The sequence below is a fragment of the Paenarthrobacter sp. NPDC056912 genome (genome assembly GCF_042786555.1).
In the GTDB taxonomy this organism is placed as follows: domain Bacteria; phylum Actinomycetota; class Actinomycetes; order Actinomycetales; family Micrococcaceae; genus Arthrobacter.
The window spans coordinates 1-19,266 of the sequence record NZ_JBHUCD010000035.1 but is presented as its reverse complement, the minus strand read 5'-3'; the positions used below and the strand labels follow the sequence as shown (position 1 = coordinate 19,266).

The window sequence follows — 19,266 nt, the reverse complement described above, 5'->3', positions numbered from 1 at the left end:
GCCCGGGACATTGTCCCGGGCCGCTGCCGTTAACTGCTGGTTGGCATCGCAATTCCACCGCACCTCTTGAAGATGATCCCAGGACAAAATTACGGTTTGATAAATTGTGGCTATTTCTGCGTCACGAATTCGGGAGAATTGTTTTCCAAGAACTGCTTTGCATTAAATGGGCCCATCTGATTGACTCGGCAAGGCACAATTCTGTCTCAGCGTAGAGTCCTTTACCTGGACGGTTCCCGGCACAGCGCCTCCCTCTAACCTCGAACGCAATACTGCGAACTAGGAGCCCTTTTTGGACCTGTTACTTCATGCTGATGATATTCACGCGTCTTATGATCAACGGCGCATTCTCAAAGGCGTCAGGTTTTCTTTGCATCGCGGCGAGATTCTGGGCTTGATTGGAACCAATGGCGCCGGCAAGACCACTCTCATGGGTGTGCTGTCCGGACGGCACAAGCACGACGGCGGGCGGATCATGTTGGCGGGTGAAAAGTACGTGCCCGACTCCATGGAGGAAGCACAGGCCTGCGGCGTAGGACTCATTCCACAGAACTTCCGGCTCGACCCCGAACTGACCGTTGCCGAAGCTATCTTTCGTGGGACTTTCCAAGCAGGCAAGCCCCACGACGAACTCCGTGGCCAGGCCCTCAAATTGATCCGGGACATCGGCGTCACCATGGATCCCGACGTGAAAGTCGGCACGCTGATTCGCGCAGAGCAAACTCTCGTGGAAGTTCTGCGAATGGTTGCCGAGGAAGCCCAGCTCGTGATTATGGACGAGGTGGCAGCGTCGTTGCCGGATCACGAGGTCGCAGTCCTGCACCAGGTCCTGCGGATGCTGATCCGACAGAGGAGGGCGATCATCTACATCACCCACCGCTTGGATGAAGTCCGATCGATTGCCCACCGTATCGCGGTCTTGAGAGACGGTGCAGTGCACAGGATTCTGGAGGCTGGCCAGACTGACGTCGACGAGCTAGCTTTCCTCCTGTTGCAGGAGAAGCTGGAAGACAACGCCAGGCCCGCCCATCCTGCAGCTGGTGATGAGGCCTTGCGGGTGGTTGGCCTCAGTGTGGAAGAACATGTTCAGGATGTGACTTTCACTGTGGCCAAGGGTGAGATCTTCGGGTTAGTGGGAACTCACCGCTCAGGCGTGTACCAGTTGATAGAAGCCCTGGCGGGTATTCATCCGAGCACCTCGGGGGAGATCTTCATGCAGGGCAAGCCGGTTCAGGTGCGGGGCCCACTGGATGCCCAGCGCTTGAAGATCGGATACTTGTCGGACACGGACGACAACCTCGAGTCCGGAGCCAGCATTGTGGAAGGTCTTCAGCACACTGCCAACGCGAATGAGGCCAGCCTGGAGAACGAGATCTCCCGGCTTCGTGGCGTGATTGAACTCGTCCGCCGCATGCGTATCAACACGACGAACATTCATGGAACTGTCACCACCCTGTCCGGAGGCGACAGACAGAAAGTGCAGCTGGCAAAGTGGATGACCTCCGACTGTGATGTGTTGATCCTCAGCCATCCCAGCCGCGGCATTGACATCGGGGCCAAGGAGATCGTTTACAGGATGCTCCATGAGCTCAGCCGGACCGGGGTCGCGATCATCCTCGTGTCGTCCGATTTGTCGGAACTTGTCAGCTGGTGCCATCGAATCGGCGTGATGCGTGACGGTGAACTTGTCACCATTGAGGCGAACGCCAATACCAATGAGGACGTCCTGGTGCACCATATGCTGGGTGCGAAGTTTGGCTCCGGAAGCGGTCAGGCGCGCCGGGTGAAGGGCTGACACGTCTCCTGCCCTCCTTCCGGAGGACAAAAAAGGGGCGGCCGCGCCTGACGCGTACCGCCCCTTTGGGTTCCCGCGGAGACTAGATGGTGATTCCCTTGGCGAGGTTGCTGAGCTTGTGCCGTGCCAACGCAAGGTTTGCATAGGTGCGGTCCAGGACAAGGTAGACGAACAGACCCTTGGATCCATCCGAATTCAAGACATTGATCAGGTGGTACTGGGAACCCAAGGTGATGAGGATATCTTCGATGTCGCTATCCAGGCTCAGGTCAGCCATGGTCCGCAGCTTGGAACTCACCACATTTGAGTTGCCGGCAGCGGCGACGCCGAGGTCGAAGCCAGGGCTTCCGCCCTGGGCCAAAGCCATTCCGCTGGTGTAGTCGACGATCGCAGCACCTGTTGCGCCTTCGATGGACAGCAGTTGCTTTACAGATTCATCAAGCGAGCTCATAGTGAATTCTTCCTGTTCTTGTTCGTCATCAACCGTATCCATGAAGCGGGCGGCCAAGATTTCGTGAAGTGGGGTCGGACGTTCCTCGGGGTGGGCCTGGCTGTCTTCATCCAGCTCAAATTCCGCCGGGCGTTTCCACCATTTCCACGTTCGATGCGAACTGTTCAATCCCTGACCCTGCACTTCCATCAAGCCGGATTACCGCTGGCTTCACGGTTACCTTTGTAGAGTTTGTAATTCTACACATTAAGAATCATCCCGGCCAACGAATTACCCCGTCACGCGAAGGCAATGCTTGAGATCCAAGAATTGATGCTTTTGAAAGCTCTTCCAATGATGACAATTCGATTAAAAGTTTCGAATTTCGCGTCACGAAAATTCCCTGAGTGTTTCACTGCATCCACTTCAGTGGTGGAATCGGGCTCACCGCAGGAGAATTCAGACGTTCGCTATGTGCCGTACGGCGTCAAGGTAGGGCATGGTGATCACGGCATCAGCAACGGCGCGGACGGCGGGCTTGGCGTTGAACGCAACACCAATACCGGCTGCGCCAAGCATGTCCAGGTCGTTGGCTCCATCACCCACGGCAATGGTGTGTTCCAGGCTGATGCCTTCAGCGGCCGCCCACTGACGTAGGTACTTTTCTTTGGCTGCCCGGTCAATAACAGCGCCCAGAACCTTGCCCGTCAACGCGCCGTCGACAATTTCCAGCTCGTTGGCAATCCAGTAGTCCAAGCCAAGTTCCCCGGCGATAGGCCCGAGGATCTGGTTGAAGCCCCCGGAAACTACTGCCACAACGTGCCCGGCTTCCTTGAACGCCGCTACCAGCTCTTCCGCGCCAAGACTGAGGCGCACTTCGTTGCGGACGGAATCGACGACGGCGGCAGGCAATCCGGCAAGGACGGCCACACGGGCGTGGAGGCTCTGGGCAAAGTCGAGCTCGCCACGCATGGCTGCCTCAGTAACAGCAGCAACTTCTTCGCGCTTGCCCGCGTGGGCGGCCAGCAGCTCGATGACTTCCTGCTGGATCAGCGTTGAATCAACATCCATGATGAGGAGTTTCCGGGGGGCTTCACGCAAGGCGGCAGGGACAATCGCCGTGTCGGTTCCTTCGCCGGTAGCCTCCGAAAGGTGCCGGCGGAGCCCGGAAAGGTCCGAGGCAGTCGCCGCGTCGACCGAGAGCGCCGCTGTGTGAACTCCAAACCGGTCATCTCCCGACTGTGATTCCGACAACACTGAAGCGCCGGCATCAGCGAGCAGCTTCCGCACATTCTCGAGCGATTCAGGGGACAAATTCACGCCATAGCTGACCGCAGCCAAGTTCGAAGTCATGGCCTCAATCCTACTGAGACTGCTGCGGCCACCCGAATTCGTTTCGCGACACCATGACGGCTTGGTTGCCGGTTATCAGTCATATGGATTTTTGTCCTAGTGTCTACTGCTATGAGTGATGTTCTGGAATTGGCTTCCGTCAGCGTTGTCCGAGGCAAGAAGACCCTGCTGGACAAGGTTGACTGGCAGGTCAATGAAGGCGAACGCTGGGTCATCCTTGGACCCAACGGTGCCGGCAAGACCACCCTCCTCCAGATCGCCGCAGCGCGGCTGCATCCCAGCAGCGGAAAAGCCGGGATCCTCGATGAGACTTTGGGCCGCGTCGACGTCTTTGAACTCCGCCCCCGGATTGGCCTTTCCTCGGCTGCACTCGCGACCCAGATCCCTGAACACGAGAACGTCCTCAACGTTGTGGTCACCGCTGCCTACGGCGTTACTGGCCGATGGCGCGAAGGCTACGAGCGCGACGACGAACGCCGCGCCTTTGGCCTGCTGAACGACTGGGGGATGGGACCCCTGCTGAACCGTACGTTCGCCACCTTGTCCGAGGGGGAGCGCAAACGCGTCCAGATCGCCCGCGCCCTCATGACCGATCCTGAGCTGCTGCTCTTGGACGAGCCTGCCGCCGGGCTCGACCTCGGGGGCCGCGAGGAACTGGTCCACAAACTTGGCGATCTCGCCCGGGATGAAGCGTCCCCTGCCATGGTGCTCGTGACGCACCACCTCGAAGAGGTCCCTCCGGGATTCACCCACGCCATGCTGCTTCGCGACGGTGGCGTGGTTGCCGCCGGCCCTATCAAGGAAGTCCTCACGGACGAGCACCTCAGCAACACCTTCGGGCTTGCCCTGGCCGTCACGGAAAATGCCGGGCGATACACAGCCACGGCCCGGCGCTAGAGCGGGTCGGAAAGTCAACAATGGAGATCCTTAGCAGCATCCTTGTCTTTTTCGCGGGCTTGTGGGCCGGCACTATCAACGCGGTGGTCGGCTCCGGCACGTTGGTGACTTTCCCCGTGCTCATCGCTATTGGCATCACTCCCGTGGTGGCGTCCATGAGCAACGCCATGGGACTCGTCGCAGGAACAGCGGCCGGCGCCTGGGGTTATCGCCGTGAAGTGGCCGGCAGGGGTCGGCAGCTCATGAAGCTGCTTCCCGCCTCTTTGCTGGGCGGCATCACCGGCGCGTGGCTGCTGCTGCACCTGCCCGAGAAAGTCTTCCACTACGTTGCGCCGGTCCTGTTGGTGCTTGCGCTGCTCATGGTGCTGTTCCAGCCCAAGATGCAGGCGTGGGTCAAGAACAGGGAACAGAACCCCGAGCACGCCATCCGCGACCGAAGCCATGGACTCCTCCTGGTGGTACTCGTCTACCTCGCCGGGGTCTACGGCGGCTATTTCGTGGCGGCCCAGGGCATCCTGCTGGTGGGCATCCTTGGGGTGTTCTTGAGCGGAACCATGCAGAACGCCAACGCTATGAAGAACTTCCTGGTGCTGGGCGTCAACATGGTGGCAGCGATTTCCTACCTGATATTCGCTTTCGATCGAATCAACTGGCTGGTCGTCCTCCTGATCGCCGTCAGCTCCACCATCGGTGGGCTGGTTGGGGCGAAGGTGGGCCGCAGGCTCTCGCCGCGGGTACTCCGGGCAGTCATTTTCACCCTTGGCATCGTTGCTCTTGGCTTCATGATCGCCAACCTGCTGAAATAATCTTCCGGTGACGTTCCACTACCTCGAATCCGCCAATGACCCCCGCGTGACGGACTACACCACCCTGACCGACGTGCACCTCCGCAAGCTCCGTGAGCCCGAGGAAGGCATGTACATCGCAGAATCCTCGAGGGTCCTGCGCAGGGCATTGGCTGCCGGGCACCAGCCCCGTTCCTTCTTCCTCGCCGAAAAGTGGCTTGAGGACCTTGAGGACATTTTCCAGGAATACCCTGACGTTCCGGTATTCATCGGCAAAGCGTCCCTCCTGGAAGAAATCACCGGATTCCACCTTCATCGCGGTGCCATGGCCGCCATGCACCGCCCGGCCCCTGTTCCCCTCAAGGAACTTCTTGCCGGCGCGCAGCGCGTGGCCGTCCTGGAAGACATTGTGGACCACACCAACGTAGGCGCCATCTTCCGCTCGGCCGCAGCGCTGGGGATCGATGCTGTGCTCGTGTCTCCGCGCTGTGGAGACCCCCTGTACCGGCGAAGCGTCAGGGTCAGCATGGGGACCGTCTTCCAGGTACCGTGGGCGCGCCTGGACAGCTGGCCTGGGGATCTGGAGTTCCTCAAGGAAGAGGGTTTCACGGTTGCGGCAATGGAACTCACGGACGACGCCCTGGAACTTGATGAACTGGCGGCCCGGAAGCTGCCCAAGCTTGCCCTGGTTCTGGGCACGGAAGGTGCCGGCATGAGTCCCGAGACGCTGGGCGCCGTCGACCTCGCCGTCAAGATTCCCATGCGCGCCGGCGTCGATTCACTCAATGTGGCGGCAGCTTCAGCGGTGGCCTTTTGGGAGCTCCGCCCCCGAGGCTGAGGCCGGTTCGTGCGGATTGGCCGTTTCCGCTATTATTGGTTGTTGGCCCGGCCGCTGGAATTTCTTTGATTGCAGCAACCTGACCACCTCCATTCATACCTGGCAGCTGGCAAAATCCAGTTGCGTGAACAAAAGGTCCCATTATGAAGTCTGATATCCACCCGAAGTACGAAGCTGTTGTATTCAACGACCTGGCTTCCGGTACCAAGTTCCTGACCAAGTCCACCGTGTCTTCCTCGAAGACCATCGAGTGGGAAGACGGAAACACCTACCCGGTTATCGACGTCGAAATCTCTTCGGAGTCCCACCCGTTCTACACGGGCAAGCAGCGCATCATGGACTCCGCTGGCCGCGTCGAGCGCTTCAACGCTCGCTTCAAGGGCTTCGGCGGCACGAAGTAACCCACTTCACCCCAAGGCTTTTCAAGGGCCCGCATTGCTGGATTTCCAGCAATGCGGGCTTTTGCGTTTTCCGGCAAGATGGAACGCATGACTTCCCAGCCCACACCCGCAACAACAAATCACGACGACGACACCCGCCTTCACGGCGAATATAAAGTTCCCGGCGGCAAACTCGTGGTGGTGGACCTTGACGTGGTGGATGGGCGGTTGTCCGGCGTGTCGCTGAGCGGCGACTTCTTCCTGGAGCCGGACGAAGCACTGCCGGCGATCAACGCATCCCTGACCGGCCTGGACGCTGCGTCGTCGGCTGCCGAGATTGCCTCCGCGGTTGCTGCAGGCATCCCTGAAGGCGCCGTACTCTTCGGTTTCTCTGCCGAGGCCGTTGCCATAACTGTCCGCCGTGCACTGTCAAAGGCCACAAGCTGGGCGGACCACCAATGGGAGGTCATCCCGCCGTCGATCCTCCCCACGCACGTCAACGTCGCCCTGGACGAGGTCCTCGCCGAAGAGATCGGAGCAGGCCGCCGTAATCCCACCCTGCGGTTCTGGGACTGGGAGGAACCCTCCGTGGTCATCGGAAGCTTCCAATCAGTGCGCAACGAGGTGGATCCCGGAGGTGTCTCCCGCCATGGCATCACTGTGGTTCGCAGGATCAGCGGTGGCGGTGCCATGTTCATGGAAGCCGGTAACTGCATTACCTACTCGTTGTATCTGCCCCAGACCCTTGTTGATGGCATCAGCTTTGCCGACTCATACGCTTTCCTGGATGCGTGGGTCATGGCTGCGCTGGAGAAGCTCGGCATCACGGCGTTCTACGTGCCCCTCAACGACATCGCCACCGAGCAAGGCAAGATCGGAGGTGCGGCCCAAAAGAGGCTCGCCAACGGTGGCATGCTGCACCACGTGACCATGAGTTACGACATTGACGCCGACAAGATGGTGGAGGTCCTGCGCATCGGCAAGGAAAAGCTCTCGGACAAGGGCACCAGGAGTGCAAAGAAACGCGTGGACCCGTTGCGCCGACAGACCGGCCTGGATCGTTCCGCGATCCTCCTTGCCATGCAGGAGGTTTTCACTGAACGCTACGGTGCAGCGGTGTCTCGGCTCACCGAAGCTGAACTCGACGAGGCGAGGAAGCGCGTCGAGGCAAAGTTCGGCACCGACGAATGGCTGAACCGGGTTCCTTGAACCCGGGCCTCCTCAGCCCTCCGCGGACTGGGCCGTCAAGGCCCGTAGCAGGTGGCTGCGCTGCTCCACAATGATGCGGCGCAGCGCCCGGGGAGCGTCCGGGTGCGAACGCAGCCACTCGTCGGTCCTGACCAGGACCGGGTGCGCGGCCGGCGCCATGCCAGGGGCGAGATCCTGGGCATTTGGGTAGAGGCCCCGGACGATCCTGCCCGCAATCTCAATGCTTCGTTCCGCCCATACTTGTTCAAGGCAGTCGAAGTATGGCTCGACGTAAGGCTCCAGCAGCCATCCGGGGGCCGTCGCGAAGCCGGCGATGGTAGCGCTCAGGATTTCGTTGGAGAGGCCGTTGCTGTTGACCGCAGCGTCCCAGGCTGCCGCCTTCACCGACGCCTCCGGGCGGGCGGCTGATGCCAGTGCGTGGCCCTCCCTGCCCGAGGCTGTCTTGTCAGCATCGAGCTCTCGGTCCAACTCGCTCAAGGTAGCTTGCCCATGGGCTGCCAGGGCTTGCCAGAGGCTCCAGCGCAGCTCCGGGTCAACTGCCAATCCTTCAACAACGGTGCTGCCCTCAAGGATGCCCCGAAGGAATGCGAGCTCACTGTCGCCATGACGTGAGACGTCGGCCAACGTTCTTGCCCAGGCGAGTTGCTGATCCGAGCCGGGGGCAGCGGAGCGCAACTGCGTGGCCACAACGGCCAGGAAGTCCGTGCGCACCTGCTCACGCGTTGCATAGGGAACAAACCGTTCGATAGCGCTGGAGGCATTCCCCAACACGTTGAGCAGGACGCCGATGCCCGTTTCCGACGGTGCAAACTGCTCGACGGCGGCCACGTACCGTGCCGCAGGAGTGACGCCGTCCCGGGCTGAATCCCAGAGCGCGGTCCAGCACAGCGCCCGTGCCATCGGGTCGCGTACCTTGTCCAAAGAGGTGCGGACAGTGTGCTCGGATGCCGGATCGAGCCGTACCTTGGCGTAGCTGAGGTCGTCATCATTGACGAGCAGCAGCGCGGGCCGCGGCTTTCCGTTCAGCTCAGGCACCAACGTGGCGGGGCCGGCGACGTCAAGTTCGATGCTCTCGGACCTGACGAGGGTGCCGGAAGAATCGGCGTCGTACAAGCCCAGCCTCAGACGGTGAGCACGAAGTTCCTGATGCCCTGTGAGGGGGTCGATGGCGTCCTGCCGGAGGGTCACGGCACCGAGTACACCGCCGTCCTCGACTATTTCGGCAGCGATAGTGGAGATGCCTGAAGTCTGCAGCCATTGCCGGGCCCAGCCACCGAGGTCCCTCCCCGAAGCAATACTGAGCGCCTTCAGGAGGTCCTGCAGGGACGTGTTGCCGAATTCGTGGTCCCGGAAATACTGGCGGGAGCCGGCGATGAAAGCGTCAAAACCAACATAGGCCACCAGTTGCTTCAGGACCGAGGCGCCTTTGGCGTACGTGATGCCGTCAAAGTTCTGCTTGGCGGCCTCAAGGTCCGGGATGTCCGCGACGATCGGGTGCGTGGTAGGCAGCTGGTCCTGCACGTACGCCCAGGCTTTGCGTTTGCTGGCGAAGTTCACCCAGGCCGTGTCCCAGTCGGTGGCACGGTCCACGCCGAGTGTTCCCATGTAGTCAGCGAACGACTCCTTGAGCCACAGGTCATCCCACCAGTTCATGGTGACGAGGTCGCCGAACCACATGTGGGCCATTTCGTGCATCAGGGTGTTGGCGCGCGCCTGGTACTGGGCGTCGGTAGCCCGTGAGGCGTACACGTACTTTTCGGTGAACGTCACCAAGCCGGGGTTTTCCATGGCACCGAGGTTGTATTCGGGAACGAATGCCTGATCGTACTTGCCCCAGGGATAGGGGTAGTCGAAGAGCTCGTTGAAGAATGCCAGCCCGCTCTTGGTCAGGCGGAACAATTCGGGAGCGTCGAAGGACTTGGCCAAAGATGCCCGGCAGAAAAGTGCCAGCGGCACGTCCAGGCGCGTGCCGTCGTCGAGCGTGGTTCCCCAGTGATCCGTGGCCTTGAAGTACGGCCCGGCCAGAACAGTAGTGATGTACGTGGACATTCGCTTGGTGGTGGCGAAGTCCCACTGATGCGCGGCGCCGTCCAGGGGAGTGCGTGCCGACTCGACACCGTTCGACGCGACCTCCCAGCCGGCCGGGGCCACCACGTGGAAGGTGAATTCGGCTTTGAGGTCCGGCTGTTCAAAGTTTGCGAAGACACGTCGACTGTCGGCCGGCTCGTACTGGGTATAGAGGTAACACTGGCCGTCGGCGGGGTCCACGAAACGGTGCATGCCCTCGCCGGACCTGCTGTACAGCGCAGTGCCCTTGACGGTTACGGTGTTCTCCGCCGCGAGGCCATCAAGGATGATCCTGTCGCGGTCCACCGCGCTTCCAATGTCCAGCGCTACTCCATTAAGCACCACGGACTGTACGCCGCCGCTGATGAAATCCAGGAACGTGGCGGAGCCGGGTTCGGCTGAGAAGGTGATGGTGCTGGTACTCGGATAGCCTGCGACTGCGGGATCTGCCGCTTCGCGGACATCGAGTGTGACGTCGTAGCTGTGGGTGGTGATCAGGGCTGAACGGGTAGCGGCTTCATCGCGCGACAGATTGTGATTCGACACACAGCTATCTAATCATGATCCAGGCTGCGCCGAGGCCCAGCGTGGCGATCAGCAGCCAAGACCCCAAAGCCACCATAACCGCCCGGCCCCCAGTGTGGATGAGCGTCCGGACACGTACTGCCGAACCGAGGCCGAACAGTGCCGTTGCCAGCAGAATGTCCTGGACCGCGGCCGCAATTTCCAAGGCTACTGGTGGTGCCCATCCCAACGAACGAACTGCCACCAGGGCGATAAACCCCACCACGAACAGCGGGACGATCGGAGGAAAGCCGGCGTCGTTGGGTTTATCAACCGAACCGTTGCCGCGTTGCCTGACATGCAGGAAGCGCTGGTGCAGCCCTGCGGCTGCCACGATGGGCGCCAGCAGCACAACGCGCGTCAACTTCACGACGACGGCGACCGCCAGCGCCGCCGTACCCGCGGTTTGCGCGGTGGCAACCACCTGGCCGACGTCGTGCACGGAGGCGCCTGTCCATGCCCCGAATTGCTCCGGATTCAGGTTCAGCGGGTGCATGAGGAGCGGCAGCACGCCGATCGCAAGGGTGCCGCACAGTGTCACGAGGGCAACCGGCAAGACTGTGTCCTGGTGCTTGATCCGGCGAACCGCGGCCATGGCGCCGATCGCCGAGGCTCCACAAATCGAAAAACCAGTGGCGACCAAAAGGGCCGCGTCGGCCGGAAGCCGCAGGACACGGGCCAGCCCGTAGGTTCCTGCGAAGCTGACCAGCACTACTCCGGCAATCAGGACCAACGCCAACCAGCCAAGGCCAAGGACGTCGCCGAGGCTGACCTTGAGGCCCAACAGGACAATTCCGGCGCGCATCAGGTGCTTGCCGGCGAAGTCGAGGCCGGCGCGGGCGCGCCCCGCCGTGAAGACGGCTGTCCCCGGTATATTTGCTGAGAGCAAGCCCAAAGCAACAGCGAGCGTCATGGCCGGAAGAGCCGGCAGAACGGCGTGGATGGTGAAGGCAAGCCCCGTCGCGGCGATGCTCAGGACCAACCCGGGCCCCAGCCGGGACAGCTGGGGCGCAAGTCTGTTGAAGGGCATGCCTCAACCCTGCCGGATGGGGGCACGGAAAGGCGAACCGGGAACACCCGGAAACAGTGACACAATCAGCGCGTAATGCGCTCGACTCAAAAAGGTGATTGTCTAATTCCCATGTCTGACCTATTCCAGGATTACTCCGAGGCCGCTGCGCGCAGTGGCGCCTACGACGAGATGTTTGCCCCCGGCCACGTTGCCAGAAAATCCTACGGTCAGGTTTCCGGTGCTCTGCGCGAGCTTTCCTTGGCGGATGTCACGGCCCGTGCCGACTCCATGGCACGAACCTTCCTGGACCGCGGCGTGACGTTCGACTACGCGGGGGAGGAGCGGCCATTTCCACTCGATATCGTCCCCCGGGTCATTCCCGCCGATGAGTGGGATGTGCTGGAACGCGGTGTTGCCCAGCGCGTCAAAGCATTGGAAGCCTTCCTGAACGATGTCTACGGACGGATGGCCGTGGTTGCCGATGGCGTGATTCCGCGCCAACTCGTGACCACCAGTGCACACTTCCACCGGGCCGTTCACGGGTTCGAACCGTCAGGTGGCGTTCGGGTCCATGTGTCGGGCATCGACGTTGTCCGTGATGCTGAGGGAACTTTCCGCGTGCTGGAGGACAACGTCCGGGTTCCCTCCGGTGTCAGCTACGTCCTGGAAAACCGCCGGGCAATGGCCAAAGGCCTCCCGGAAGCGTTCGGCCAGCAGCACATCCGCCCCGTGGAGGAGTATCCCCGCAGGCTCCTGTCCGCCCTGCGCAAGACGGCACCGGCGGGGGTGGACGATCCCACAGTGGTGGTCCTTACTCCGGGTGTCTTCAACAGCGCATACTTTGAACACACACTCCTGGCCGGGCTCATGGGCGTGGAGCTTGTGGAAGGCCGCGACCTCATTTGCCGCGGAAACCGCGTCTACATGCGCACCACCGCCGGCGAGCAGCGCGTGGACGTCATTTACAAACGCATCGACGACGACTTCCTGGACCCGCTCCAGTTCCGCTCCGACTCCATGCTCGGTTGCCCTGGTTTGGTCAACGCGGCCCGCGCCGGCGGAGTGACGATTGCCAACGCGGTTGGCAACGGCGTTGCCGATGACAAGCTCGTGTACAGTTACGTGCCTGACCTGATCCGGTACTACCTTCACGAAGAGCCGATCATCGCCAACGTCGACACTTTCCGGCTTGAGGAAAAGGAAGCCAGGGAGCATGTTCTGGACCGCCTCGACGAACTGGTGGTCAAACCAGTGGATGGTTCCGGCGGCAAGGGACTGGTCATTGGTCCGGATGCGTCCAAGGAAGAATTGGACGCTTTGCGCAAGCGTGTGATCGCGGACCCCCGCGGCTGGATCGCCCAACCCGTCCTCCAGCTCTCCACAGTGCCTACGTTGTCGGGAGACAAGTTCGGCCCCCGGCACGTTGACCTTCGGCCCTTTGCCGTCAACGACGGCGACGACGTGTGGGTCCTCCCCGGTGGCCTCACCCGGGTGGCGCTCAAGGAGGGTTCACTCATCGTGAACTCCAGCCAGGGCGGCGGTTCAAAGGACACCTGGGTGCTCGCCAATTCACCGCAGATGCCTGCCGAGCTCATCCCGCGACAGTCCGTGACCGTCCGTGAACAGGTTTCCGTGTGGCCCGTGGAAAGCAACTGGCGGGACCGCCAAACGGAGCAACAGCAGTGAACCCGTTCCACCAAAACTTGAACTTCGACATGCACCACGCGAAGGAGGCACAGTTCCATGCTGAGCCGTATTGCTGAGTCACTCTTCTGGATCGGACGCTACGTAGAACGCGCCGACGGCACAGCCAGGATCCTGGATGTGCACCTGGAACGTTTGAACCACCTGCCCCTCGATGAGCAGCGCAGCGTGGCCAGGGAACTCCTGGCCGTCATGGGCGCCAAGCCCCAGAGCGAGGATTTCGGCCTGCCCGAACTCCTGCATGCCTTGGCCTACGACAAACAGAGTGCCTCCTCCATTGCCGGTTCGCTGGGCGCAGCACGCGAGAACGCGCGCCGTGCCCGGGAAACTGTCTCGCAGTCGCTCTGGGAAAGCCTCAACACCACGTATTACGGACTCAACCAGCACCGCAAGGACGTTGTGGGAACGTACCGTTTCTGCAACTGGGTCCTGGAGCGGACTGCAATGGTGCGCGGCCTCGCCGACACTACCGTCAGCCACGACGAAAGCTGGCTGTTCATGGTGCTAGGGCGTTCCCTTGAGCGGGCCGACATGACAGCCCGCATGTTGTCCACGCGCGACGTCCAGTCCGCAGGGATGTCCTGGGTGAACATGCTGCGCTGCGCAGGGGCCTACGAGTCCTTCATCCGCACCCGAAGGGCGGCCTTCGGGGACCAGCATGCTGCGGAGTTCCTGCTCCTGGACCGCCTCTTTCCTCGCTCGATCGTCTACGCCTTGCGCGACGCCGACGAATGCCTGGCCAAGCTGGACCCATCCGCTCAGCGTGTCGGCTTCATCAATGATGCCCGCCGCATCGTGGGCCAGGCACGCACGTTCCTTGAGTTCCACCGAACGGATGACCTGATGTCCGAATTGCCCGAGCACATGGAACGTGTGCAAAAAGCAGTGACGCAGGCTTCGGATGCGATTTCCCGTAAGTACTTCAATCAGGCTGATGAGCACGCCTGGGTGGGAGAAGTTTCATGACCCGGCTGAGCATCGTCCATAAGACGGCCTATAAGTACAACCGCCGCGTGACGTTGTCCTACAACGAAGCAAGGATGACCCCGCTGACCGACGGCCAGCAGGTGGTTTTGGAGTCCTCACTGAAGGTCTCGCCCAACCAAGCATCCGTCAGCACGTATCGGGACTATTGGGGGACACGCGTCACGGCATTCGACATGCAGATGCCTCATGAGAGCCTTGAGGTCCTTGCGACGGCCACCGTTGAAGTGCACCGCACCGAGCGGGTGGCCATGGACGATGACATCGTGGGCTGGGATGTCATAGCTTCGGAAAAAGTCCAGGACGAGTTCAGCGACTGGTTGCCCCAGTCCCGGCTCAGCGGCCCCGGCGAGGAAGTCCTCGGGCTGGTCCCGCGGCTCGTCGAGGGTAAGAACCCGCACGAGGCCGCCTTGGCAGTGTTCGAGTGGATGGCTGGCGAGATGACCTACATGAAGGGCACCACTGGCGTGACCACGAACGCCGAGCAGGCATGGTCACAGCGCCAAGGCGTCTGCCAGGACCTCGCCCACCTGGCCATTGGTGCATTGCGTTGCAGCGGCATTCCGGCACGCTACGTTTCCGGGTACATCCACCCCCGGTCCTCGGCGGATATCGGCGAAACCGTGGCAGGCCAGTCCCACGCCTGGTTGGAGTGGTGGGATGGGGAGTGGCGGAGCTGGGACCCCACCAACCACAAGCCCGCCGGTGACTATCACGTGACTGTGGCCAGGGGGCGTGACTACCGCGACGTGCCACCCCTTAAGGGCATCCTGTCCGGCGGAGGCGGCTCGGGCCTCTCCGTGTCGGTGGAAATCACCCGCCTGGCCTAGACGTTTAGTTCGTCTGGACACTTAGTACAGCCAAGGCCCTTAAGAAGCGTTCTTAAGGGCCTTGGCTGTTTTCATACTCACGCAGCTTTTACCAGGGTGACGGCTTGTAATCCTTGAGGAAGACGCCGTACTGGTCCTCGCCCTTTTCACCCATCACGATGGGGTCGTAGACCCGGGCAGCTCCGTCCACCAGGTCCAAAGGAGCGTGGAAGCCCTCCTCCATGAGCCGGACCTTGGTGTAATGCGGACGTTCGTCCGTGATCCACCCGGTGTCCACAGCCGTCATCAGGATGCCATCGGAGTCCAGCATTTCCTGCGCGCTGGTCCGGGTCATCATGTTCAAGGCAGCCTTGGCCATGTTGGTGTGGGGGTGTCCGGGGCCCTTGTAGGCGCGGGAGAACTGACCCTCCATGGCCGAAACATTCACGATGTACTTCCTGTGCGCCGTGGAACGCTTCATGGCATCACGGAGCCTGCTGACCAGCAGGAAGGGCGCGGTGACGTTGCACAGCTGGACCTCGAGCATCTCCAACGGGTCCACTTCGTCGACTACTTGGGTCCAGCTGTTGATCGTCGCAAGGTCGGGAACAAGTCCGCCGGCGTCGATCGCTGTTCCTGTCTCGATCCTCGCCAATGATGCGGAACCGGTGGAGAGTGCCAGCGAGGTGATCGCGTCCCCAGCCAATACCGGGTGTTCGGTGACGCTGCTGGCAAGGGCAAGCGGGTGCTTGTCGTGGGCATGCCCGAAAGTCACGAGCTCGGGCCCGCCGTTGGCGGGCTCGAGGGCGGCCGGCAATGGCTCGTCCTCAGCATCGACCAAGGGCTTGTACGCGTTGCCGGAGCGCCGCACTGTCTGGGCTGCGTTGTTGATGATGATGTCCAACGGGCCGGCGTCATTCAGTGAATCCGTCAACGCCATCACCTGGGCCGGGTCACGGAGGTCAATGCCGACGATCCGAAGGCGGTGGAGCCACTCGGCGCTGTCTTCCATGGCAGCGAAACGGCGTGCTGCGTCCTTGGGGAACCGGGTGGTGATAGTGGTGTGGGCGCCATCTCGGAGCAGGCGCAACGCAATGTACATGCCGATCTTGGCACGGCCACCGGTCAACAACGCCCTGCGGCCGGTGAGGTCGGTGCGGGCGTCGCGCTTGCTGTGGCTAAATGCCGCACATTCGGGACACAACTGGTGGTAGAAAGCATCCACCTGCGTGTAGTGCTTCTTGCAGATATAGCAAGGACGCGAGCGGATGAGGTGGCCCGCGATCTCACCCGTGGCGGAGGGAGCCAGTTTGTTCCCCCGCGTTTCGTCGTCAATCCGGTCCGGCGCGGCGGTGGCTGTTTGGGCAATTACTGCCCGGTCCGCTTCAGCAATCAGATCGCGCTTGGTGACGCGGCGGTGGCGCTTGACTGATTTGAACATCTTGCCGGTCGCACGGCGGACTGCGATGTAGTCCGGGTGCTCCTCGTCATAGACGTGGATCGTCGTCAGAACCTTGAGGCAGGCCTGGATCTCTTCAGGCGTCAGATCGGTGGAGCTCATTGACCTGATTTTACAGCCTTGGGAGCCTTGGGCCTGCCTCGGGTTCCGCGGACATCGGCTTGATGTAGCCGGGCCTAGTTCACTACGCCTTGCGTGGCAGCGTCAGGCACGCGAGCCTGAATGCCAGCCGCGACCTTCTCAGCCGAATCGCGGATATCGGGGTCGTCCTGCGTGGCTGCCTTCACGGCCTCCGGGAGGCCTCGACGGTGGGCAGCGGACAGGGCAAGCTCAGCTTCGCCGGGTTCCGGAACCACTTGCCCCTTTGCCAGGACGGTGATTCCGGACTCCGTGACTTTGAAGCCGCGGGCCTTGTCCAGGGCGGGGTCCAGGCCGATTGCAGCCCCGGCAGGTACCTTGACGTTCTTGTCCAGGATGGCCCGCTTGATCACGGCGCCTTCGCCGACGCGGACCTTGTCCATCAGCACGGAGTCCTGCACACGGCTGCCTGCCGAAACAAAAGCATCGTTGGACAGAACAGAACCCTCCACGATACCGCCGGAGATGACCACACCGCTGGCCACGATTGAGTCCAGGGCCGTACCCACGGTGCTGTTTCCGCCGCGAACGAACTTGGCCGGCGGCGAGATGCTTTGGCGGGTGTAGATGGGCCACTCGGAGTTGTAGAGGTTAAAGACCGGCACGGGGGAGATGAGGTCCATGTGGGCGTCATAGAAAGAGTCGATGGTGCCGACGTCGCGCCAGTACGTCCGGTCCCGGTCGGTGGCACCGGGAATGTCATTGAGGGTGAAGTCGTAAACGCCGGCCTCGCCCTGGTCCACGAAATAGGGAATGATGTCCCCACCCATGTCGTGCTTGGTGTCGAGCCGTTCTGCGTCTACGTGCAAAGCGTCAACAAGGGCGTCAGCGTTGAAAACGTAATTGCCCATGGAAGCCAGGAACTGGGTGGGGTCGGCCGCCAGACCGGGGGTGCTGGCGGGCTTTTCCACGAATGCGGCGATCTTTTGGGGATCATTCTGATCGACCTCGATCACGCCGAACTGGTTGGCCATGTTAAGCGGCTGGCGCACGGCGGCGACTGTGGCCTTGGCCCCGCTGGCGATGTGCTGTTCCACCATCTGGGAGAAGTCCATGCGGTATACGTGGTCCGCGCCGACCACTACCACGATGTCCGGGGCGTCGTCATGAATAAGGTTCAGCGATTGGTAGATGGCGTTGGCACTGCCGAGGAACCAGCTCTTGCCCACGCGCTGCTGTGCCGGAACGCTGGCTACATAACGTCCCAGTTGGGTGGACATGCGCCAGGTTTCTGAGATGTGGCGGTCAAGGCTGTGCGATTTGTACTGCGTCAGCACAACGATTCTCAAATATCCCGAATTGACCAGATTCGATAGTGCAAAGTCAATAAGCCTGTAACCGCCGGCGAACGGAACCGCAGGCTTGGCCCGGTCTGCTGTCAACGGCATCAGGCGATTGCCTTCGCCGCCTGCCAATACGATTGCCAATACTTTCTTCAACGCCATGGTCATAGCTCCCCGTACGTCTTCGTAGCCCCCAAAAGTCCGATTTTCCGGACTCTTTCACACTAGAACACATACGCCGGAACGACTACGTTGGGTAGCGTGCGAATAGACATTGTGACTAAAGAATTCCCTCCGGAAATTTATGGCGGTGCCGGTGTCCACGTTGCCGAGCTCAGCCGGGTGCTGGCGCAGCACGTCGATCTTCACGTCCGGGCGTTCGGTGCGCCCCGTGACGCCGACTATCACGGGGCCACTGTGGCCTCGTACGCCACCCCCGAAGACCTCGGTGACGCCAATGCCGCCATCCAGACTCTGGGTGTCGACCTGAGGATCGTCCCGGACGTTGCGGGGGCGGACGTCGTCCACTCGCATACCTGGTACGCCAACATGGCAGGCCACCTTGCGTCGCTGCTGCATGGCATCCCCCATGTACTCAGCGCCCACAGCCTCGAACCCCTTCGGCCGTGGAAAGCCGAGCAGCTTGGTGGCGGTTATGCCCTGTCCTCCTGGGTGGAAAAGACGGCATACGAGGCAGCCGCCGCCATCATCGCCGTGTCCGACGGCATGCGCCAGGACATCCTCCGCAGCTACCCCAATGTGGACCCGGACAAAGTCCGGGTCGTCCACAACGGCATCGACGTGTCCCTGTGGGAGCGGGACGAAGAAGATGACGCTATCCGAGCTTTGGGCATCGACCCGTCGAAGCCCAGCGTGGTTTTCGTTGGCCGCAACACCCGCCAGAAGGGCGTCCCTTACCTGCTTCGCGCGGCTTCCAGCCTTCCTGACGACGTCCAGTTGGTCTTGTGCCTCGGTGCTGCGGACACTCCGGAGCTCGCGGCGGAGACGGCGCGGCTCATCGAGGAACTGCAGAGCAAGCGTGATGGCGTCATCCTCATCGAGAGGATGCTCCCGCGCAAGGAGCTCATCCAGGTCCTCAGCCACGCCACAGCCTTTGCTTGCCCGTCCATCTACGAACCCCTGGGCATCGTCAACCTCGAGGCCATGGCCTGCGGAGCTGCTGTAGTGGCCAGCGCCACCGGCGGCATTCCCGAGGTGGTCCAGCATGGTGAAACGGGATTGCTCGTGGAGCTGGAGCAGGTCACCGATGGCACCGGTACTCCGTTGGATCCGGAGAAGTTCGTCAGCGACTTCGCCGCCGCCCTGAACGAGGTTGTGGCTGATCCCGTCCGCGCCCGCGAGATGGGTATCGCCGGACGCCGCCGCGCGGAGGACCATTTCTCCTGGGAGTCCATCACGGAAACAACCCTTGAGGTCTACCGCTCGGTCCTGCGATAACCAGGACTGAAGCGTCCCGACAGCAGCCCAAAGCACGACGGCGCCCCCCCCCTTGGTGGGGGCGGCGCCCTCGTGCTTGGCGAAAGTTACGCCACTGTTCA

Annotated in this window: 16 protein-coding genes; 10 read left to right on the top strand and 6 right to left on the bottom strand. The window is 61.7% G+C overall.

The genetic code is table 11. The features are described from left to right. Positions 1-292 precede the first annotated feature (292 nt). Complete coding sequence (locus ACFRJ9_RS23655) at positions 293-1,795, top strand: sugar ABC transporter ATP-binding protein (RefSeq protein WP_377673290.1); 1,503 nt, start codon at positions 293-295, stop codon at positions 1,793-1,795. 82 nt (positions 1,796-1,877) lie between these two features. Here ACFRJ9_RS23655 and ACFRJ9_RS23650 read toward each other — a convergent pair whose 3' ends face one another. After that, on the bottom strand, positions 1,878-2,246 hold the full coding sequence (locus ACFRJ9_RS23650) for a hypothetical protein (RefSeq protein WP_377673288.1): 369 nt from the start codon (positions 2,244-2,246) through the stop codon (positions 1,878-1,880). A gap of 438 nt (positions 2,247-2,684) precedes the next feature. Continuing rightward, complete coding sequence (gene serB, locus ACFRJ9_RS23645; protein WP_377673286.1) at positions 2,685-3,578, bottom strand: phosphoserine phosphatase SerB; 894 nt, start codon at positions 3,576-3,578, stop codon at positions 2,685-2,687. Between the two features lie 111 nt (positions 3,579-3,689). Here serB and ACFRJ9_RS23640 point away from each other — a divergent pair, with 111 nt between their 5' ends. The 5 genes from ACFRJ9_RS23640 to ACFRJ9_RS23620 all read left to right on the top strand — a co-directional run bounded on the left by ACFRJ9_RS23640 (position 3,690) and on the right by ACFRJ9_RS23620 (position 7,687). Beyond that, entirely contained in the window at positions 3,690-4,475 is a 786-nt protein-coding gene (locus ACFRJ9_RS23640; RefSeq protein WP_377673284.1) for an ABC transporter ATP-binding protein, read from the top strand. 20 nt (positions 4,476-4,495) lie between these two features. Beyond that, the gene (locus tag ACFRJ9_RS23635) at positions 4,496-5,281 is read left to right on the top strand and encodes a sulfite exporter TauE/SafE family protein (protein ID WP_377673282.1); all 786 of its coding nucleotides are present in this window, start codon (positions 4,496-4,498) and stop codon (positions 5,279-5,281) included. Between the two features lie 7 nt (positions 5,282-5,288). Further along, positions 5,289-6,098: a TrmH family RNA methyltransferase gene (locus ACFRJ9_RS23630; protein WP_377673279.1), complete on the top strand. Its 810-nt coding sequence runs from the start codon at positions 5,289-5,291 to the stop codon at positions 6,096-6,098. Positions 6,099-6,241: 143 nt separating this feature from the next. Then, on the top strand, positions 6,242-6,499 hold the full coding sequence (locus ACFRJ9_RS23625) for a type B 50S ribosomal protein L31 (RefSeq protein WP_216925747.1): 258 nt from the start codon (positions 6,242-6,244) through the stop codon (positions 6,497-6,499). Between the two features lie 87 nt (positions 6,500-6,586). Further along, positions 6,587-7,687, top strand: coding sequence for a biotin/lipoate A/B protein ligase family protein (locus tag ACFRJ9_RS23620; RefSeq protein ID WP_377673277.1), 1,101 nt, complete (start codon positions 6,587-6,589; stop codon positions 7,685-7,687). A gap of 12 nt (positions 7,688-7,699) precedes the next feature. Here ACFRJ9_RS23620 and pepN read toward each other — a convergent pair whose 3' ends face one another. Both pepN and ACFRJ9_RS23610 read right to left on the bottom strand, forming a co-directional pair. Further along, the gene (gene pepN, locus ACFRJ9_RS23615; RefSeq protein ID WP_377673275.1) at positions 7,700-10,300 is read right to left on the bottom strand and encodes an aminopeptidase N; all 2,601 of its coding nucleotides are present in this window, start codon (positions 10,298-10,300) and stop codon (positions 7,700-7,702) included. A 4-nt stretch (positions 10,301-10,304) separates the two neighbouring features. Then, complete coding sequence (locus ACFRJ9_RS23610) at positions 10,305-11,348, bottom strand: YeiH family protein (protein ID WP_377673272.1); 1,044 nt, start codon at positions 11,346-11,348, stop codon at positions 10,305-10,307. A gap of 111 nt (positions 11,349-11,459) precedes the next feature. Here ACFRJ9_RS23610 and ACFRJ9_RS23605 point away from each other — a divergent pair, with 111 nt between their 5' ends. From ACFRJ9_RS23605 to ACFRJ9_RS23595, 3 genes are read left to right on the top strand one after another with little or no spacing between them, the layout of a single operon-like run. Then, positions 11,460-13,016 (top strand): circularly permuted type 2 ATP-grasp protein, encoded by a 1,557-nt coding sequence (locus tag ACFRJ9_RS23605; protein ID WP_377673269.1) that lies wholly within the window; start codon positions 11,460-11,462, stop codon positions 13,014-13,016. A gap of 57 nt (positions 13,017-13,073) precedes the next feature. Then, entirely contained in the window at positions 13,074-14,000 is a 927-nt protein-coding gene (locus ACFRJ9_RS23600) for an alpha-E domain-containing protein (protein WP_167266549.1), read from the top strand. Continuing rightward, positions 13,997-14,848, top strand: coding sequence for a transglutaminase N-terminal domain-containing protein (locus ACFRJ9_RS23595; RefSeq protein ID WP_377673267.1), 852 nt, complete (start codon positions 13,997-13,999; stop codon positions 14,846-14,848). The genes ACFRJ9_RS23600 and ACFRJ9_RS23595 overlap by 4 nt, the downstream gene beginning before the upstream one ends. 88 nt (positions 14,849-14,936) lie before the next feature. Here the strand turns inward: ACFRJ9_RS23595 and ACFRJ9_RS23590 are convergent, their stop codons facing one another. After that, positions 14,937-16,388 (bottom strand): SDR family NAD(P)-dependent oxidoreductase, encoded by a 1,452-nt coding sequence (locus ACFRJ9_RS23590; protein ID WP_377673265.1) that lies wholly within the window; start codon positions 16,386-16,388, stop codon positions 14,937-14,939. A gap of 74 nt (positions 16,389-16,462) precedes the next feature. Next, positions 16,463-17,875 carry a glucose-1-phosphate adenylyltransferase gene (glgC, locus tag ACFRJ9_RS23585; RefSeq protein ID WP_377673263.1) on the bottom strand — a complete coding sequence of 471 codons (1,413 nt, stop codon included), beginning with the start codon at positions 17,873-17,875 and terminating at the stop codon, positions 16,463-16,465. 93 nt (positions 17,876-17,968) lie between these two features. On the opposite strand from glgC, the gene glgA reads away from it, so the two are divergent. After that, complete coding sequence (gene glgA, locus ACFRJ9_RS23580) at positions 17,969-19,165, top strand: glycogen synthase (protein WP_377673260.1); 1,197 nt, start codon at positions 17,969-17,971, stop codon at positions 19,163-19,165. Positions 19,166-19,266 lie beyond the last annotated feature (101 nt).

Bases quoted from the DNA above. Each gene is read 5' to 3' on its own strand.
- ACFRJ9_RS23650 (WP_377673288.1), bottom strand. From the start codon at position 2,246: ATGAGCTCGCTTGATGAATCTGTAAAGCAACTGCTGTCCATCGAAGGC.
- serB (WP_377673286.1), bottom strand. From the start codon at position 3,578: ATGACTTCGAACTTGGCTGCGGTCAGCTATGGCGTGAATTTGTCCCCT.
- ACFRJ9_RS23640 (WP_377673284.1), top strand. From the start codon at position 3,690: ATGAGTGATGTTCTGGAATTGGCTTCCGTCAGCGTTGTCCGAGGCAAG.
- ACFRJ9_RS23635 (WP_377673282.1), top strand. From the start codon at position 4,496: ATGGAGATCCTTAGCAGCATCCTTGTCTTTTTCGCGGGCTTGTGGGCC.
- ACFRJ9_RS23625 (WP_216925747.1), top strand. From the start codon at position 6,242: ATGAAGTCTGATATCCACCCGAAGTACGAAGCTGTTGTATTCAACGAC.
- ACFRJ9_RS23620 (WP_377673277.1), top strand. From the start codon at position 6,587: ATGACTTCCCAGCCCACACCCGCAACAACAAATCACGACGACGACACC.
- ACFRJ9_RS23610 (WP_377673272.1), bottom strand. From the start codon at position 11,348: ATGCCCTTCAACAGACTTGCGCCCCAGCTGTCCCGGCTGGGGCCCGGG.
- ACFRJ9_RS23605 (WP_377673269.1), top strand. From the start codon at position 11,460: ATGTCTGACCTATTCCAGGATTACTCCGAGGCCGCTGCGCGCAGTGGC.
- ACFRJ9_RS23600 (WP_167266549.1), top strand. From the start codon at position 13,074: ATGCTGAGCCGTATTGCTGAGTCACTCTTCTGGATCGGACGCTACGTA.
- ACFRJ9_RS23595 (WP_377673267.1), top strand. From the start codon at position 13,997: ATGACCCGGCTGAGCATCGTCCATAAGACGGCCTATAAGTACAACCGC.
- ACFRJ9_RS23590 (WP_377673265.1), bottom strand. From the start codon at position 16,388: ATGAGCTCCACCGATCTGACGCCTGAAGAGATCCAGGCCTGCCTCAAG.
- glgC (WP_377673263.1), bottom strand. From the start codon at position 17,875: ATGACCATGGCGTTGAAGAAAGTATTGGCAATCGTATTGGCAGGCGGC.